Source organism: Geitlerinema sp. CS-897, assembly GCF_028368005.1.
GTDB classification, from domain to species: Bacteria; Cyanobacteriota; Cyanobacteriia; order Cyanobacteriales; family Geitlerinemataceae; genus Baaleninema; species Baaleninema simplex.
In genome coordinates this window covers 21572-38744 of sequence record NZ_JAQNCQ010000089.1, presented here as the reverse complement: position 1 = coordinate 38744, position 17173 = coordinate 21572, and the positions used below count along the sequence as shown (strand labels likewise).

The following is a 17173-nucleotide window of genomic DNA, read 5'->3' as shown; positions in this document are numbered from 1 at the left end:
CGCAAAAGTGAGATAAACCCCTCGATTTACCGTTAAAAAAGCATCTGAAAAGCACGATCGCTCGCAAAAAAACAGCTCGAATTTCTAACTCAAAAATTCCAGCGATCGCGAAATCGCGAACAGCACCCAACCGAAGAAAACGGCAGGCGATCGAATTGCCAAAACGACGCGAGTATTAGATCGAACTCACAAAACTCGGAACTTTTTTCAGTCGAACTCAGGACGATGCGATCGGTAGCGGATCGCCGAGATCGGGGGGACGATAGAGACGGTTTGAAAAGGCTAAAACTGCCATCATCTGTACCTCGCAGACGAACGTATTGACTTGGCGAACTTGGTCGGCGGGCATTCTGACTCAGAGATCGATCGACCCCTTCACAGCTGCGGGACAGCGTCGGATTTTCACCGAACTTTCCCCCTTGCATCTAACGGCTGATCCCCGTTAGAACCGAACGGATACATAATAGCACGTTCGATCGCTCGTGGCTTAATATAAGTTGAAATGTCATCTCGATCGCGCTGTTTTTTCTATCCTTAAAGTTCTTTGGAACTCCAAACTCTCGAACCGGATACTGTCGATCTCTGGTGTGTGGCGTTAGACGCCGAGAACTTCCCCAACGATCGCACCTGGGACATTCTGTCGGAAACAGAACGAGAACGAGCGTCTCGGTATCGTTTCGCTCGCGATCGCCGTCGGTTCGTCCTGGCTCGCAGTGCGTTACGCTGGCTTCTCGGCGACTATCTCGATATCCCCCCGCAAACCATACAGTTCGAGTACGGCGATCGGGGAAAACCCTTTTTAAACGGAACGCCGTTAGCCTTCAACGTCTCTCACTCTGAGGATTTGGCGTTAATCGCCGTCACGTGGAATCGAGCGATCGGTGTCGATCTCGAATACAAACGCCAAATTGACAGTACCGCTTTAGCCGAGCGATTTTTCAGTCCTCGAGAGGTGGCGGCGTTAAACGAAATTGCAGAACACCAACGCGACGCCGCTTTTTTCGACTACTGGACGTGCAAAGAAGCGTATCTCAAAGCCACGGGAGAAGGGTTAGCGGGGTTGAGTCGCGTGGAAGTGACTTTGACGCCTTCACCGGTGTTGTGGACTGATTCAGAACGAACGTGGACGTTGAAACCGTTGCAACTTCGCTCGGATTATGCAGCGGCGTTAGTCGTAGACGGAGAGATCGCAGAAATCCGACGGCGAGAGTGCGATCGATGGTGAACCGTTACGCGATCGCTCGCACCGCCACTTCCAAACCCCGCCACACCTTCGCGAGAACGTCGAGATCTAGAAAATCGAGATCTAGAAAATCGAGATCCAAGGATTGGGATATGTTAAGTTAACAGAGTTTGTCTGAGAATGCCGCCGCGACCCACGCAACGACAATGACTGATTCAGAAACCTTGTACGATCTGCTCCTCGACCTCGACAACCGAGGCTACAAGGCATACAAAGACATTCAAGGACAGTACGAATTTCCCAACTTCACCCTGATTATCGACTACGTTCAAGGCGATCCCTTCGCGTCGCCGAGTAAGCTGCGGGTACGCGTTCCCCAATCCGTGGCGAAATTTCCCGCCGAACTCTACAACACGCCGTCGCGACAGGTGGCGTTGCGGGACTACCTCACCCGACAGTTCGACTCGGCTTGTCACCGCGTCAGCCAACACCGAGGAACGGGGAAAAGTGGCACCATCGCCGTCTGTCGGATGGGACAGGAAGTCCTCGATCGCACCTCAGCTTATATTAACGACGACTGGCTCGAACTGCGGTTTGTCGTGGGACTTCCGGCCCGAGGACGGCGCATCCTAGGACGACAGGCGGCGTATATGCTCTGTGAAGACGTTCCCGAATCGATCGATCGCGCCTTAGTCTACGCCAATCTCGACGCGGCGGACGTTCGCCGTCACGTGGAAACTGTCGAAGATGCGGATTGGCTGCGATCGCAACTCTCCGAGAGAGATTTAGTTTCCTTCGTCGCCGACGGCGCGATCTTACCCCGTCGCAGCGGCGTCGACGATCGACCGTTGCAAAAAAACGCCGTTCCCTTCGAGTCTCCAGACTCGCTACGGGTGACGTTCGATCGACCCAACGGCGGTGAAATCTCGGGAATGGGAATTTCTAAAGGCGTCACGCTCGTCGTCGGCGGCGGCTATCACGGAAAATCGACCCTGCTGCGAGCGATCGAACTGGGAGTTTACAACCACATCCCCGACGACGGACGGGAATTTGTCGTCACCGATCCCACAGCGGTTAAAATTCGCGCCGAAGACGGTCGTTACGTGGCGGGAGTAGACATCTCGCCGTTTATTAACAATCTCCCTCAAAACCGGCCGACGACTTCGTTTTCGACGGAAAACGCCAGTGGAAGTACGTCTCAGGCGGCGAATATCGTCGAGGCGTTGGAAGTCGGCGCTAAACTGTTACTGATCGACGAAGATACCTCGGCGACGAACTTTACGATTCGCGATCGCCGAATGCAGCAGTTAATCGCTAAAGAGAAAGAACCGATTACGCCGTTTATCGATCGCGTCCGCCAACTGCTCGAAGAACGGGAGGTTTCGACAATTTTAGTGATGGGAGGAAGCGGCGATTACTTCGATGTGGCCGATACCGCGATCGCGATGACAGAATTTCTCCCCAGCGACGTGACCGAAGAAGTCCGTCAAATCGCCGCCGAATTCGCCACCGGACGCCAACCCGAAGGCGGCGAGGTGTTTGGAGAGGTGCGATCGCGCGCGATCGATCCCGACAGCATCGATCCCAGTCGTGGAAAGCGATCGGTGAAATGGCAAGTTCGCGACATCGACGAAATCGTCTTCGGAACCGAGAACATCGACCTCTCGGCGGTTCAGCAACTTGTCGATACGGGACAGTTGAGAGCGATCGCCGAAGCGATGGTGTATCTCAAACAAGAATACGCCGACGGCCGCCGAACCTTAACCGAACTCCTCGATTTAATCTTCTCCGACATCGAAAACCGAGGTTTAGAAGTCTTATCGCCGTTCCCCCAAGGCGATCTCGCCGAGTTTCGCCGCTTCGAGTTCGCCGCCGCCTTAAATCGTCTGAGAACCCTTCAGACACGGTAGCGTTTGGAGCAAGGGAGAGGGGGAGAGGGGGAGAGGGGGAGAAGGGGTGAGACAAGGAAAACCCCGTTCCCCGTTCCCCGTTCCCTGTTCCCCGTTCCCTATTCCCCGTTCCCTATTCCCCGTTCCCCGTTCCCCGTTCCCTATTCCCCTCTCCCTATCAACTATCAACCATTTCCCAATCGTTCCGAAAGGTAATTCGCGGCGGCTTCGGCCATGGAAATCGAGTCTTCGTACATCATACGAGTCGGTCCTAGCAGACTGACGCTTCCGACGGGATGGAAACCGCGACGATAGGTAGCAGACACCAGGGTACAGGTGCGAATGGGTTCGAGGGGATTTTCCGAACCGATACGGACGTTGACTCGTTTTCGGGTGGTGGTGGAGTCCGCTGGCTCGAACACGAGGGGAAATAGCTGTTCCGGTTCGTCTTCGAGGAGGTGCATCAACGGCTGAACCTGTTGCAGTTCGGCAAATTCTGGCAATCTCAAAACGTCGGCGATACCGCTGATGGCGATGGGAACCACCGTCGGGGTTTGCAGCCGCCGCACTAAATCGGAAAAGAGGGTTTTCAGGCTGTCGGCGTAGCGTTGAAATTCGCGATCGAGTTCTCCCCAATCGAGATCGGCCAGATCTGCAATCGGCCGTCCCCGTAACTGCGCGTTGAGGAAGTTCGAGAGGATTTGCAGTTCGCGATCGAGCAGTTCGGAGTCAGGATAGCTGTTGTCTTCGTCCTGTTGCAGCGTCACCAACGTCGATTGGGTTTCGTAAACGTCCGTCACCGCAATCAGCATGATCTGACCCGGATCGACTTGAATCAGTTGTAGGTGTCGCAGTTGTGCGATTTGAGATTGCGGTAACGTAATTAAGGCGATGTAACCGCTCAATTTTGAGAGAATCTGAGCTGCACCGCGCAGTAACGCTTCGAGACTCCAATTATCCCATTGCAACTGTTGTCCGAGTAATTTTTCCGTGCGTTCGGCTCGACGCTCCGACGGCTGCATCAGGCGATCGACGTACACGCGATATCCTGAATCCGATGGAACTCGTCCGGCGGAGGTGTGCGGTTGATACAACAATCCGGCTTTTTCGAGCAATCCCATCCCCGAGCGAATGGTCGCCGAACTGACGCTGAGGTTGTATTCCTCTGCCAACGCCTTCGAGCCGACGGGTTCGGCTGTGGCGACGTAGTGGCGAACGGTTGCCCAGAGAATATGCTGTTGTCGCGCGGTTAACTCCACTGGCCCAAACATCGAGGTCAAATTGTCGTTTTTCACAACGGTTGGTTAGACGGCGTGCGATCGCAGATTAGGGAAGTTCGATCGATTCGAGCTATTGACGGCATATGGTTCTTAACATGATAAACCGAGAAATTCGGCGATGGCAGTTCAGGGCGAACGATTAGCAACGACCGAATTTTAGAGACCCTTGTGGTGTCTGTCGGCAAAAATTTAATTAAATTTTTATAATCTCAATGAAGATCTGTAAAGACTCGGTGAAAACGATCGCCGACGGTGTGAGGAAAATGTAGGGTTGGCTCACCAGTCACCAGTCAACAGCGGGGAGATGGGGAGGTTTCCCATCATCCCATCATCCCATCATCCCATCATCCCATCATCCCCTTATCGACCGACGATCTCCTTTTGTTCTTTGTACAATTGCTTGAACTTACGCTGCTGAACGCTGTGGTCTACGATGGGGGCGGGATAGCCGCAGGCTTCGCGATCGAGCGGTGAAATTTTCCCCGTCACCAAATCCGCCGTATCCAGCGACGATAACTCGGGCAACCACTGACGAATATACTCCGCCTCGCGATCGTATTTTTTCGTCTGCGTGTAGGGGTTGAACACCCGCATCGGTTTCGGGTCCATCCCACTGGAGGCACTCCACTGCCAACCGCCGTTATTGGACGAGAGATCCCCGTCGATCAAATGCTGCATGAAGTACTTCTCGCCCCACCGCCAATCGATTATCAAATCTTTCGTCAGAAAACTAGCGACGATCATGCGACAGCGATTGTGCATCCAACCGGTTTCGTTGAGTTGGCGCATGGCAGCATCGACGATCGGATATCCCGTGCGTCCGTCACACCAAGCTTGAAAGCGTTCTTCGTCGTTGTCCCAAGGGAAATCTTGCCAGGGCTTGCGGTACGGCCCCTCTGCCAGTTCGGGGAAAAAGTACATGACCGTTTGATAGAACTCGCGCCATGCTAATTCTTGCTGCCAAGTCTCGACGTTGTCTCGAGCTTCGTCGCTGCGGGCTTCTTCCCAAACGGCGGCGGCGGCAGCCCAGACGCGGCGAATGCCGATCGCGCCGAATTTCAAGGCGGGACTGAGGCGGGACGTTCCGTCGGAAAAAGGATAGTCCCGTTGTTCTCCATAGTCGAGGAGGGCGCGATCGATGAAGTCTTCTAATTGTTCTAAGGCGGCGTCTTCTCCCGGTTCTAGAATTAACGGCCCGTCCCAGTGAAAGCCGAGTTCTTCGGCGGTGGGAAGGTCGATCGCCCCGAGTTTGTGCGTGAGGTGGCGTTCGTCTTCCGTCAACCCCTGCAAGTTTCGCGGCGTCTGAACGGGTTGGGGTTTCGGTTGGCGGCTCCAGTTTTTCCAGTAGGGGGTATAGACGGTGTAGGGTTTGACGACGCCCGAGGATCCGGTCAACACCTCTCCGGGTGGGTGAAGCAGTTGGTCCCAAAAGGTCGAGGCTTCGATTCCCCTGTCTTTCAAAGCTTCGGTTACGGTGCGATCGCGTTCCTTGGCGTAAGGTTCGACATCTCGGTTCCAGTAGATGGCGGTGGCATTGAGACGCTCGGCCAGTTCGGGCAAAATCTCGACTGGACGGCCACGAAACACCAGTAATTCGCTCCCAACGAGTTCGTAGGATTGTTGTAGCTCTTTCAGGCAGCCGATTAGGTAACTAACGCGAACGGAAGCGATATCGTCGCGCTCTAAAATCTCCGGATCGAGGCAAAATACTCCCACGATCTTGGCACTGCGATCGAAGGCTCGAGCTAAGCCGATATTATCCGAGATGCGTAGGTCTCGGCGATGCCAAAATAAAATCGAATCGCTCATATTAACTGAATTGAATATGTTAAAAATTTTAGACGGTATCCCTTGCAACAATCGACTTCGCACGACCGTTTAAATATTTATTGTACCATTTATCTATCGAGAAGTTATCCGTATTTTTACGCATAGACTATTGAGGGATCTACACAAGCCATCACGAAATTCGCGGCATTTTTAAATTATTTTTTCGGCTTTAGCCGTGTTTTTACGCAAAAAACTCATACAAAAACAAAGCCCCAGCAAATCTGAGGCGTTATAGCAATTTAATGGAAAAAAAACGATAACCACAGCAAAAAATGCAACCTTAAGAACCCACAGAGCGCGTCAAAAACGGTTTGGCTAAGAAAAAGCTCGAAATCGATTTTGCATCGACTGGTTCTCCTTCCAAAATCGCTTTTTCTAGTTCTTCCGGCGCCATCAAAACAACCTCTATATCTTCATCTTCATCTCGATCGGGGCACACCTCTAACTTTTCTAAGCCCAACGCTAAAAAAGCATAAATAATCTCGTCTGAATATCCCGGTGCGAGGATAAATTGACCCAACTTTTGCCAAGTTGTCGCACGATATCCCGTTTCTTCTTCAATTTCTCGTTGAATGGTCTGTTTGGGATCTTCGTTCGGTTCGACCGTTCCAGCGGGAAACTCCCAAATCCGACGGCACACGGCAAAACGGTACTGACGAACTAAGACTAACTTGCCGTCTGTCGTGACGGGAACTGCGAGCGCCCCACCGGGATGGCGAACGCATTCCCAATCTCCTTCAGCACCGTTCGGAAGGCGCAAGCGATTGACCTCGAAATTAAATTTACGGCCGGAAAAAAAGAGACGTTGTTGGAGAATTTGCGGAAGTTCTTGACCGAGAGACATGAAAACCCCATTTTTACGGTACGAATTGTCACCTTATAACAGGCGCACGTCGGAACAGTCTACCGCTTTCAGTAAATCTGTGACAGACTGACCCGATACCGGATCGAGCCAATGGGGGGCAACGTCTGCTAGAGGAACCAAGACGAACGCGCGATCGCGGAAACGGGGGTGAGGGAGTTGCAACTTCGGCGTGTCTGTCACGCGATCGCCGTAAAAAATCAAATCTAAATCCAAGGTACGCGGTCCCCAGCGTTGGCGACGAACGCGATCGAACTGCACCTCGATTTTCAACAGTACGTCGAGGAGTTCTTCAGGAGACAGCGTCACCTCGGCTACGACGCAACCGTTGAGATACTCCGGTTGAGGCGGTCCGACGGGTTTCGTTCGATACCAAGGCGATCGCACCACTTCCGCAATCTGGGAATGTCCGAACAACCGGGTTAAAGCACCCGTCAAAATCCCCAACGAATCACCTAAATTACTGCCGAGTGCGATCGCCGCTCGCTCTACCATGAACGCCTAAAAATCCTTTTGACTTATCCTTTTACTGCACCAGCAGTCAACCCTTGAACGATTTTACGCTGGAAGAACAACACTAACACCACCAACGGCACCGTTCCCAAAACTGTCGCCGCTGCGATCGTGCCGTACGGAATCTCGAAAATCGACGCTCCCCCCAATTGCGCTGCTGCCACCGGCAGCGTTTTCATCTCTTCGACGGTGATAAACGTCAGTGCGAAAATAAACTCGTTCCACGAAAAAATAAACGTCAAAATTCCCGTCGTCACTAATGCTGGCAACGTCATCGGTAAGACGATTTTTAATAACATTCCCACCGTTCCGTACCCGTCTACTTTTGCCGAATCTTCCAAATCTTTCGGAAGTTGCTGAAAGAAACTTCGCATCACGAGGATCGTCAGCGGTAAATTAATCGCCGTATACGGGACGATCAACGCCAAATAATTATTTCCCAAATTTAGAGCTTTGACCAGTTCCAGCAATCCCAAGAACAACAAAATATAGGGAAATAGCGTAACAATTAAAACTCCCGTCAAAATCAATTGACGCCCTGGAATTTTCAGCCGAGCCAAGGCATACGCTGCCGGTGCGCCGAAGCCCAAACAGAGCAACGTCGATGTAAACGCCACAAACGCGCTGTTGAAGATATAGCGTAAAAACGGCCGTCTCGCGAACAATTCAATATAGTGATTGAGGGTTAATTGGTCGAAAGACGGAAAGTAAACGTTAGGAATTGCGACGATCGCCTCGTTCGTTTTTACCGACGTTAAAAACTGCCACAAAATCGGCCCCAAACTAAACGCGACCACCAGAAAAACCGAAACTGGTAAAATCAGAACTTTCCAAGAAAAGCCGCTCGTTTTTTTAGACGATTGCGTTAAAGTCATCTCAAATCCTCTGTCTTCTCTGTGTCTGGTGTGGTGCAGAAAGTTCCTAAATATCCACCCCTGCCGACTTGCGAACCTTCTCCAACAAATAGAACGTAAACGCCACCACCGCGATCAGAATTAAAAACGTTACCACCACCAACGCCGCACCGTAGCCGAAGTCGAGATAGCGGCGCACCGTACTGTAAATATAGAGCGAGACCATTTCCGTCGCCCCGGCCGGGCCGCCCCCCGTCATCACCTGAATCAAGTCGAAGACGCCAAAGGACTGGGCGAAGCGAAACAGAGACGCGATGAGGATTTGCGGCATCAACAACGGGAGCGTAATTTGACGGAAACTCTGCCAGGGGGTCGCCCCTTCGATCGCATGGGCTTCGTAGAGATCTTGAGGGATCGACTGCAACCCCGCCAGCAGCAAGATACTGACGAACGAGGTGGTTTTCCACACGTCCGCCACAATCACCGACACCATGGCCAGGGTAGGATTTCCCAACCAATTAATCCCCGTGTCGATGAGTCCCAACCGCATCAAAATATCGTTGAGAACCCCGTATCGATCGTTAAAAATCCACGTCCACGCCAAAGCCATGATGGCCGTGGGGAGCGCCCAGGGGATAATGGCGATGGTGCGAACTGTGCCGCGACCGCGAAACGAGCGATCGAGAACCAAGGCGATCGCCATACCGAACACGAGTTCTAACACCAACGCCACGACCGTAAAAATCGTGGTGTTGACGATGCTGTTCCAAAACGCCCCGTCTCCCCAAATTCGGGCGTAGTTACTCAAACCGCTAAAGACGGCTTCGAGTTCCGTTCCCAAATTTTGCGTAAACAAACTCAGCCAAAACGCCCGTCCGATAGGATAGGCGTAGACGAGGAGGAGAATTAACAACGCTGGCGTGACGAGAACCCATCCCGTCAAACGCTGTCTGTCTCGGATGTTGCTTCCACTCATAAATAAAAACCTGTCCTCGAGTAATCGCTGGCGATCGACCTTTAGCACTTTACGGTTTAACGTCCTAACAAGCGTCGCGTTTCTTCAGCCGCTTTTCGCATCGCCTCTTCAGGACTCAGGCGATCGGTCAGTGCCGAGCTGAGGTATCGTTGCAGGATGTCCGACGCTTGGGCATATTGGGCGATGGGCGGACGCAATACCGACTTTTCCTGTACTTCTAATAGTTGGGGATAGTGAGCGTATTTAGCCACGATATCGGGATCGGTAAACAGCGATCGCCGACTCGGAACGTAGCCCGTTTCTAGAACGAACTGTTTTTGCGAAGCTCTGCTGGTGATAAACTCGATAACCCGCCAGGCTTCTTCCGGGTGTGGGGTCGTGTTGACGATGCCTAAGCCCCAGCCCCCTTGACACGCACCGCTACCGTGTCCGGCTTGATGAATCATCGGTTTAATAGCAATTTTGCCCGCAACCGGGGAATCGTCCGCGTTCGCCAGGGTCCAGACGTAGGGCCAGTTTCGCATGAAGGCCACTTTCCCGTTTTGGAAAAAGCGTCGGGCTTCCTCTTCCTGGTAGGTAGTAACGCCGGGAGGTGAAATGCCGTTTTCGAGGGTGTTCGTCAGAAAATCGACCGCTGCGATCGCCTCGGGCGCATCGAGTCCCACATCTTGAGTCTCGGGATCGATCCAAAATCCGCCAAAGCCTTCGAGGATTTCGACGAACATGGCCGACAAGCCTTCGTATTGTTTTCCCTGCCAGACATAGCCCCACTCCACTCGGTCGTTTTCCATCAAGGCTTGGGAAATGCGGTTTAAATCCTCGACCGTTTCGGGTGGCTCGAATCCTCCCGCTTCGAGGAGATCGGTGCGATAGTACAGCATTCCGGCATCGGAGCGAAAGGGAATGCGATACAGTTTGTCGTTATAGCGTCCGCCGTTAACGTCTCCGTCGAGAAATTCAGAGAGTTCTTCGTCCGAGATGCGATCGCTCAAATCCGTCAACCAACCCGCAGCGGCGAATTTCGGCGTCCAGACGATGTCCATGTAAACCAAATCGTAAGGAGAATCGCCCAGCAAAAACGAAGACGTGTAAAGATCTTCAACCAAATTGCTGGCGTTGGGGCCTTCGACAATATGTAAATCGATGTCGGGATTCTGTTCCTCGAACTCCTCCACGATCGATTGCCACTGAGCCGCTTCTAACGCCTGCATCAATATGCTAACTTTAACCGGTCGTTGGCTAAAGGCGAGATTGTGGATTCCCAGAACGAGAACCAACGCGATCGCAGCAACCGCCAGATAAAATCCACCGTTGCTTCGCAAAAAATTCCAAAATCGAGATAGCGATCGAACAGTCATTGATATCGTTTGTCGCGAACGACATTGCCCATCTCATGCTGTTGTTTTAGCAATCTTCGCAGCAATGCCTTTTGTGCTTGCTTGCCCTCTAGTGTCTCATCATCTTCCCATCTCGTCATCTGACGATGGCAGGTGAGGAGATGGATCGCGATGAAAAGTAATGCTGCTTTTGCGTTCGACCTCTTATCTTTTTGCACACCGTCATCGTTAGAATGCAGCACTACCGACAAGGGATTCGCCCTCAATTTGAGTCCTCAATGCTGACGGAGAAACGTAGCCTGAGTGCGATCGCTCTGCTCGCAAACTCCTGATTCGAGAGAATTGCCCTCGAAATGGCGGCGTAGAATGGAGTAGATACGCGATATCGCATAGCCTTGGAGACTGGAGCGGCTCCTGATGGCGGATCGTAACAAACTGCTGGCTGAACTTCAGAACTGGGTCAAAATGAGTGATGGACCGCTGGTCGTTAACTTGATCGAGCGGTATGTCAAGCAGCATGTCGAGCAGCGTGGAAAGTACAACGTCAACATCGGCGAGGGGTCTGGAGTCTCGATTGGGGATAGGCTCGATCGCCTCGACACGAGCGTGTTGGTTGAAATTCGGGAGTTGTTACGATCGCAGCTTCCCCCTCCACCTCTAGACATCAACTGGCCAGAGGTCAGTCGAACGCTGCTGGAAGAACGGTTCCAGCTCACCACGAACCTGATGACTCGAGGTGAGGATATTGCTTACCAAGTCGAGCAGGTCTATGTACCGCTGGGATTGGTGGAACGGAAGAAAGTGCCTCGCCGCAAAGAGGACGTACCTCCAGAACAGGGGTCAGAACTCTATCGAGAAGGTGGGAAAAAAGAGCGATCGCCTCGCGATCCTAAGCTAAAGCAGGAAGAGGGAAAAGAGCGATCGCCTCGCGAATCTGAGCAGGAACAGGAAGTCGAGATTACGAAACGATACGAACACGAAGAATTTCTGAAACAAGTTTTACAACAAGGACAGAGTCCCAAGAGTCAGGGGAAGCGGCTTGCGATTATTGGCGAACCGGGAGCGGGAAAGACAACTCTACTTCAGCAGATTTCCCGGTGGGTATCGACCCAATTTCCAGACTCGATCGCGATCTGGGTTTCCCTGACAGAGTTGCAAGGCGATAGGTTGGAAACCTACTTGGAAAACCGATGGCTGCAACGGGTGATTCGTGAAGCAGGCGGAGCGGGCGTTTCTCCAGCCGACAAACAACACTTTGCATCTCAGTTCAAGCGTGGACGAGTCTGGCTGCTGCTGGACGGTCTGGATGAGATGCAGGTGTCTGGCAACCCCTTAAGTGAAATTCAACGTCAAATACAAGAGGGAGGATGGTTGCAACAGGCAAAAATTCTCCTGACCTGTCGGTTGAATTTGTGGGACGGAGATCGCAATGCGTTAACTGGCTTCGATACCTATCGAACTTTGGAGTTTTCCTACCCGGAGCAGGTGGAGCAGTTCGTCGAACGATGGTTTGCGCCACGGGAGAAAGCCGATTTGGGTCGAGCGTTGTGTGCTGCACTGAAAGAACCGGGAAGGGAGCGCATTCGCGATCTGGTAAAGAATCCCTTGCGGTTGACTTTGCTGTGTTTCAGTTGGTATTTGCAGCAGGGACAGTTGCCGGAAACCCAGGCGGAGTTGTACGAACGGTTTGTGAATCGTATTTATGAATGGAAGCAGGGGCAGTTTCCGACGACACCGGAGCAACGGAAGCAATTGAATCGAGCCTTAGCAGAACTTTCTCGAGATGCGATCGATGACGTAGGAGGTCAGCAGACTCGGTTTCGACTGCGTGAGAGGTTTGTGAAACGTTATCTGGATCGATCGCTGCCAGAAGAGCGCAAAACGCTATTCGATCTGGCAATGGAAATTGGTTGGCTGAATAAAGTTGGAGTGGATGCAGACGACCCAGAGCAAGCGGTGTATGCTTTCTACCACACGACTTTTGAAGAGTATTTTGCTGCTTTAGGCATCGGTGATCGGCACTTTTTCCTAAATCATATCCCCAAAAATCCATTCAAAACAGGAGCAAGCTATCGAATTTTTGAGCCGCAGTGGAAGCAAGTTTTTTTGCTGTGGTTAGGGCGTAAAGATATAGGTAAGTTTTCAAAAGATGCGTTGATTCACGCAATGGTGACGTTTAAGGATGGGTGTAAAGGCTTTTATAGCGATCGCGCTTTTTTGTTGGCAGCAGAAGGAATTTATGAGTTCAAAGACTGTACCTATGCCGATGAAATTATCGATCGGCTAATTCAGTGGTCGTATAACATCTCTAACTGGAAAAAACAACTCTGCTATATCTTTTTATATGGTTTAGTAAGAATAAAAATTAGAGCTAACTATGCAGAAAAATTTCTAAGTCATACAGATTCTCAAAAAGTGATTGAAGTATTTATGGATTTATTAGAAGATCCAGAACAATCCAAAGAAAAATTCTATGTTCTTGTCAGTATCGAGAAAACCCTACAGCAAATTGGAATAGGTAATGAAAGATTAATTAAGAAACTGACACAAATTTTAAGCAGTCATAAAGATGAAGATACGCGCTGGAAAGCTGCTGATATCTTAATCAAAATTGATTCTCGTAACGAGACTGCAATCAGTGTCCTAGTACAACTATTAAATTCTTCTAATTATGTATTCACTCGTAGTAGGGCAGTCCATAGTTTAGTCAATCTGGAATCCGGAAACGCAATTGCTATTAAAGCACTGTCACAACTACTAGATATGTCAGAAGATGAAGATACTTGCTGGAGAGCTGCCAAAATTTTAGGAAAAATCGATCCTGGCAACGAAAAAGCAATCCAGTCGTTCGTGAATTTATTAGGAATGGATCGAGATTTATGGAACTTCCTAATGATAGCTGAGAGTTTAATTGATGTGAATCCTAATAACCAGACAGCAATTCGATTACTGATATCTTTGTTGGATTCTTGCCAAGATCGAGAGATCTGCTTGAGGGCAATTGAAATCTTGGGGAAAATTGAACCTGGCAATGAAGAAGCAATCGCTCAACTAGTTCGGCTGTTAGACTCTCCCCAAAAAAACTTTCTCTTTCCTTATGAAAGATTCTTGTATGAAAACTTTTTTCATAAGACAGTAACCAAAAATCTTATAAAAATTGGAGCAAACAGTCAAACAGCCATTCGGCTACTAACAAACTTGCTAGAATCATCAACAGATGAATTGACTTACTTGAGAGTGGCTGAAACTCTAATTAAAATCGATCCAGAGAACGATATAGTAATCAAAATTTTAGCGCACAAAATATGGGATTATCAAAAAATACTCGATCGACTAGAAATAATAACCAAGCCATGGAAACAATTGAGCTTCAAAGATTTTAGGACAAGCGATCCGCAAAGCGAGTTTGTTGAAAAATCGTATTTACAGCAGCAAATAAATATCGATATATATTTAAATAATGCAGTTGAAACTTTAGGAAAAATCGGAGCAAATAATGAGAAAGCAATCCAAGTATTGGTGAATTTTTTAGACATTCACCAGAATGATTTTATGCGAATTAAGATTGCTAAAAGCTTGGTAAACATTGCCCCTAACAACGAAAAGGCTATTGAGGCGTTGGTAGAGTTATTAGACTCGTCCCAGAGTCAATCTGACCGTAGAAGTGCGGCTAAGAGTTTAGGGAAAATTGGAGTCAGAAACCAAACGGTAATTGGCTCACTGACAACTTTTTTAGACTCTTCTCGCGATGAATATACTCGTCAAATTGCGGCTGAGAGCTTGTCTAAAATCGATCCTGGCAATGAGAAAGCGATTGAGGCACTGGTAAAATTGTTAGATTCTTCTCAAAGTGGACTTACCTGTAGGAGTCTAGCTAAGAATTTGGAGCAAATTGGAACTAGCAACGAATCAGCAACTCGGACGTTGGTACGATCGCTCCACCACCACTTACGAACGGAAGAAGCCTACGAACTCATGATGAAATGTGCCGAAACTCTGCCTTACCCAGATTTTTTCCAAGCATTTCATTCATCCCGACGGCCGTTCTAGATTCCCGCTCTCAGGAATGACTGGCGTTTCCGATCGGGTGCATCTCAAAAATGTAAATTCATCGAATTGGGCGCACTCAATTTCCAGATCCCCGGCATCTCCAAGATGCCGGGGATCTTATACCGGAAGTGCTAATCGGGAATTTTGCCACCCCAAACTGATGTTTTTGCACTCATTGAGATGCACCCTTTCCGATCGCTCCAACACCACATCTTCGTAAATCGCATCGATCGCAACGGTCAACCCCACGCTTGCGAGTTCGATCTCGTCACCTTCACTGTAGGGTACAAACGTCCAAACTCCCTGACGATCGCGCCGAAAAACATCCACGGTTTTGCTGTCCGACCCGATTAAAACGTACTCTTGCAAGCTTTCCAGACGGCGATAAAGCGCAAACTTACCACCTCGGTCGTAGGCTTCCGTACTCGGAGAAACCACTTCCACGATCGAGCAGGGATAGCGGGAAAACTGCCGAGCCGTTCGATCGCGATCGTCGCAGGTCACGCTGACATCGGGATAGACGAAGGGGCCGTTTTCAGTAATCCCAACCCTCGCATCCGAGTTTCTCACTTTGCAGCGTCCTCGCAGGTGCGTTCGCAGGAGAGTGGCAACGTTCAGGGCAATATCTGCGTGGGCGAGGGAACCCCCCGTCATCGCAAACACTTCGCCATCGAAATATTCGTGGCGTAATTCTTGCTGCTCTTCCCAGTCAAAATATTCTTGGGGAGTCAAGCGGGAAAGTCCGGGGGTAGCGACCACGATCGCAATGCCTCCTCAGAATTCGATACCTTTATTTTATACAGTCCGGCTTTGGGAGCAGTTTTCAATTTCCCGTTTACTCCCACGATCTCGTCAACGGCTCCACTGGCAAATCGGCATCGATCTCGATTATCGAGATTTTGGCATTCTCCACGACCGTATTCCCCAGAATCGTATTGTGCATTGCTTCAAACTTCGACGTATCCTCCGCAATGCGTTCGTAGTGCAGAACGACATGATAACGCTGGGCGATCGCTTCCCCAGCAGGCGATCGCTCGACTGCATCCCAATCCAGGTTTTGCTGCTCCTCGGCAATGCGGCGATAGTCGTCGGCGAGGGTTTCCAGGGCAATGGCGATCGCGTGTTCCTTCGTTTGACCGTAGCACTGGATGTCTTCTCGGGGAGCGTCGCTCAGAGAAGGGGACAACTGGCAAACATACTGTCCGTTGTCCTGACGCTGCACGGTAATAGAAAGGGTTACTTGGGAGTCTGTCATACCACCTCTAACACTCGCTTCATCTCAGCTTATGGCTTCGTATCGTCCCCAATCCGAAATCTGCTGGTGTTGCCGACATTAAGGTTGTACTTCCCACGCTGGTTGACGTTTTGATTAATCTGAGTCTGGGGGCGATCGCGATCGGCCGACTCCATCTCAATTTCGGGTTCTCCCTCATAGGGCAAGCCTTTCGGCTCGGGTTCTCCTCCAGCGTAGTAGGCTAGATGAAAATTATCCGCGCCTTCAAAGTTCAAGATAGGATGTTGTCTGTTCCTCGTGCGACGAGGGACGACCTCACGCGCATACATCGCCACATCTGCAACTCGCACGTAACCGTCCTTGACCGATGCCCCCTGTCCCGCCAAGGCTTCGACGAGTGCTAGGGTGAACGCACTGTAAGGTTTTCCTGCCCAAGATTTTTCATCGGCTTTGGACGAGGCGATAACAATTCGCCCTTTGCCTTTTTCAAATAAGGCCCGAGCTTCTGGTGGTAAAGGAGCTTTTTCCGCAGCCAAGCCGACCTCGGAGAGATCGCCTAACCCACCCGCATGGCAACAATCCAACAGTAGCAAGAATTTTTTTGCAGGAATCGATCGCAGTTTAGCAACGAACTCATCGCCTGAGATCGTCGTGTTTGCGAGTTTGTTTAGATCGTAGCCGTAGGGGATCAAAACATAGCGATCGCCCATCATCGGATGGCTGAGTTTATAGCCATGTCCGGAAAAATACACGATGACCGTTGAAGTGGCTGTCGTTGTCGCAGCCAACTTATCCAACGCATCGAGTACGTTGGTTTTAGCTGCCTGTTCCTCGGTCAGTAACTGCACTTGCTCCGGTGGATAGGCGCACCGTTCCGGGTTTTTGAGAAGATCGGCCAGACCCACCGCATCGTTGACGGTGTTGGGCAAATCCGCTCCGACTCCGACGATACAAGCGTGACCGTCTGTAAACAACTGGCTCATCCGCAAAAACTCATCCACTACTATCGGAAGGAAACGCTGTTAGGGACTCCGGCTCGTCCTACACAACCAATACGGAAAATCCCTGGGATGGCCTCGTGGTCAGCCCAGACCCCCCGACCTTTCTGACCGGTGGCGAAGAAACGTTACCGGCACTACAAAAAAACGCTCGTTAAAACGGCTAA

The 17173-nt window shown here is 50.6% G+C and carries 15 protein-coding genes and 1 riboswitch; of the genes, 3 read left to right on the top strand and 12 right to left on the bottom strand.

Features of this window, described 5'->3' with window-relative positions:
- Positions 1-217: 217 nt before the first annotated feature.
- Positions 218-349 (bottom strand): hypothetical protein, encoded by a 132-nt coding sequence (locus POG22_RS04900; RefSeq protein WP_281166982.1) that lies wholly within the window; start codon positions 347-349, stop codon positions 218-220.
- Positions 324-468, bottom strand: a riboswitch (cobalamin riboswitch). It overlaps the preceding gene by 26 nt.
- A gap of 76 nt (positions 469-544) precedes the next feature.
- Here POG22_RS04900 and POG22_RS04895 point away from each other — a divergent pair.
- Positions 545-1225 carry a 4'-phosphopantetheinyl transferase family protein gene (locus POG22_RS04895; RefSeq protein ID WP_498903933.1) on the top strand — a complete coding sequence of 227 codons (681 nt, stop codon included), beginning with the start codon at positions 545-547 and terminating at the stop codon, positions 1223-1225.
- Between the two features lie 164 nt (positions 1226-1389).
- Positions 1390-3093 carry an ABC-ATPase domain-containing protein gene (locus tag POG22_RS04890; protein ID WP_498903932.1) on the top strand — a complete coding sequence of 568 codons (1704 nt, stop codon included), beginning with the start codon at positions 1390-1392 and terminating at the stop codon, positions 3091-3093.
- Positions 3094-3257: 164 nt separating this feature from the next.
- Here the strand turns inward: POG22_RS04890 and hrcA are convergent, their stop codons facing one another.
- The 8 genes from hrcA to POG22_RS04850 all read right to left on the bottom strand — a co-directional run bounded on the left by hrcA (position 3258) and on the right by POG22_RS04850 (position 10975).
- Positions 3258-4343, bottom strand: coding sequence for a heat-inducible transcriptional repressor HrcA (gene hrcA, locus POG22_RS04885; RefSeq protein WP_498903931.1), 1086 nt, complete (start codon positions 4341-4343; stop codon positions 3258-3260).
- Between the two features lie 369 nt (positions 4344-4712).
- Positions 4713-6161 carry a cryptochrome/deoxyribodipyrimidine photo-lyase family protein gene (locus POG22_RS04880; RefSeq protein ID WP_498903930.1) on the bottom strand — a complete coding sequence of 483 codons (1449 nt, stop codon included), beginning with the start codon at positions 6159-6161 and terminating at the stop codon, positions 4713-4715.
- Between the two features lie 301 nt (positions 6162-6462).
- Complete coding sequence (locus POG22_RS04875; protein WP_017660323.1) at positions 6463-7026, bottom strand: NUDIX hydrolase; 564 nt, start codon at positions 7024-7026, stop codon at positions 6463-6465.
- Between the two features lie 33 nt (positions 7027-7059).
- Positions 7060-7539: a 2-amino-4-hydroxy-6-hydroxymethyldihydropteridine diphosphokinase gene (gene folK, locus POG22_RS04870; protein ID WP_498903929.1), complete on the bottom strand. Its 480-nt coding sequence runs from the start codon at positions 7537-7539 to the stop codon at positions 7060-7062.
- 23 nt (positions 7540-7562) lie between these two features.
- Positions 7563-8432, bottom strand: coding sequence for a carbohydrate ABC transporter permease (locus POG22_RS04865; RefSeq protein WP_017660325.1), 870 nt, complete (start codon positions 8430-8432; stop codon positions 7563-7565).
- Between the two features lie 46 nt (positions 8433-8478).
- Positions 8479-9387, bottom strand: a complete 909-nt coding sequence (locus POG22_RS04860) for a carbohydrate ABC transporter permease (protein ID WP_017660326.1) — start codon at positions 9385-9387, stop codon at positions 8479-8481.
- A gap of 56 nt (positions 9388-9443) precedes the next feature.
- Positions 9444-10745: an ABC transporter substrate-binding protein gene (locus POG22_RS04855; RefSeq protein WP_498903927.1), complete on the bottom strand. Its 1302-nt coding sequence runs from the start codon at positions 10743-10745 to the stop codon at positions 9444-9446.
- Positions 10742-10975 (bottom strand): hypothetical protein, encoded by a 234-nt coding sequence (locus tag POG22_RS04850; protein WP_150128734.1) that lies wholly within the window; start codon positions 10973-10975, stop codon positions 10742-10744. The genes POG22_RS04855 and POG22_RS04850 overlap by 4 nt, the downstream gene beginning before the upstream one ends.
- A 166-nt stretch (positions 10976-11141) precedes the next feature.
- Here POG22_RS04850 and POG22_RS04845 point away from each other — a divergent pair, with 166 nt between their 5' ends.
- The gene (locus tag POG22_RS04845) at positions 11142-14774 is read left to right on the top strand and encodes a HEAT repeat domain-containing protein (RefSeq protein ID WP_498903926.1); all 3633 of its coding nucleotides are present in this window, start codon (positions 11142-11144) and stop codon (positions 14772-14774) included.
- Between the two features lie 117 nt (positions 14775-14891).
- On the opposite strand, the gene POG22_RS04840 is transcribed toward POG22_RS04845, so the two are convergent.
- The 3 genes from POG22_RS04840 to POG22_RS04830 form a co-directional block, all read right to left on the bottom strand.
- Positions 14892-15533, bottom strand: a complete 642-nt coding sequence (locus POG22_RS04840) for a Uma2 family endonuclease (RefSeq protein WP_498903925.1) — start codon at positions 15531-15533, stop codon at positions 14892-14894.
- A 76-nt stretch (positions 15534-15609) separates the two neighbouring features.
- Positions 15610-16029 carry a hypothetical protein gene (locus POG22_RS04835; RefSeq protein WP_498903923.1) on the bottom strand — a complete coding sequence of 140 codons (420 nt, stop codon included), beginning with the start codon at positions 16027-16029 and terminating at the stop codon, positions 15610-15612.
- Between the two features lie 29 nt (positions 16030-16058).
- Positions 16059-16991, bottom strand: coding sequence for a caspase family protein (locus tag POG22_RS04830; RefSeq protein WP_498903922.1), 933 nt, complete (start codon positions 16989-16991; stop codon positions 16059-16061).
- Between the last annotated feature and the right edge of the window lie 182 nt (positions 16992-17173).

Bases quoted from the DNA above. Each gene is read 5' to 3' on its own strand.
- POG22_RS04890 (WP_498903932.1), top strand. From the start codon at position 1,390: ATGACTGATTCAGAAACCTTGTACGATCTGCTCCTCGACCTCGACAAC.
- POG22_RS04855 (WP_498903927.1), bottom strand. From the start codon at position 10,745: ATGACTGTTCGATCGCTATCTCGATTTTGGAATTTTTTGCGAAGCAAC.
- hrcA (WP_498903931.1), bottom strand. From the start codon at position 4,343: ATGTTTGGGCCAGTGGAGTTAACCGCGCGACAACAGCATATTCTCTGG.
- POG22_RS04875 (WP_017660323.1), bottom strand. From the start codon at position 7,026: ATGTCTCTCGGTCAAGAACTTCCGCAAATTCTCCAACAACGTCTCTTT.
- POG22_RS04835 (WP_498903923.1), bottom strand. From the start codon at position 16,029: ATGACAGACTCCCAAGTAACCCTTTCTATTACCGTGCAGCGTCAGGAC.
- POG22_RS04845 (WP_498903926.1), top strand. From the start codon at position 11,142: ATGGCGGATCGTAACAAACTGCTGGCTGAACTTCAGAACTGGGTCAAA.
- POG22_RS04860 (WP_017660326.1), bottom strand. From the start codon at position 9,387: ATGAGTGGAAGCAACATCCGAGACAGACAGCGTTTGACGGGATGGGTT.
- POG22_RS04880 (WP_498903930.1), bottom strand. From the start codon at position 6,161: ATGAGCGATTCGATTTTATTTTGGCATCGCCGAGACCTACGCATCTCG.
- POG22_RS04900 (WP_281166982.1), bottom strand. From the start codon at position 349: ATGCCCGCCGACCAAGTTCGCCAAGTCAATACGTTCGTCTGCGAGGTA.
- POG22_RS04830 (WP_498903922.1), bottom strand. From the start codon at position 16,991: ATGAGCCAGTTGTTTACAGACGGTCACGCTTGTATCGTCGGAGTCGGA.
- POG22_RS04865 (WP_017660325.1), bottom strand. From the start codon at position 8,432: ATGACTTTAACGCAATCGTCTAAAAAAACGAGCGGCTTTTCTTGGAAA.
- folK (WP_498903929.1), bottom strand. From the start codon at position 7,539: ATGGTAGAGCGAGCGGCGATCGCACTCGGCAGTAATTTAGGTGATTCG.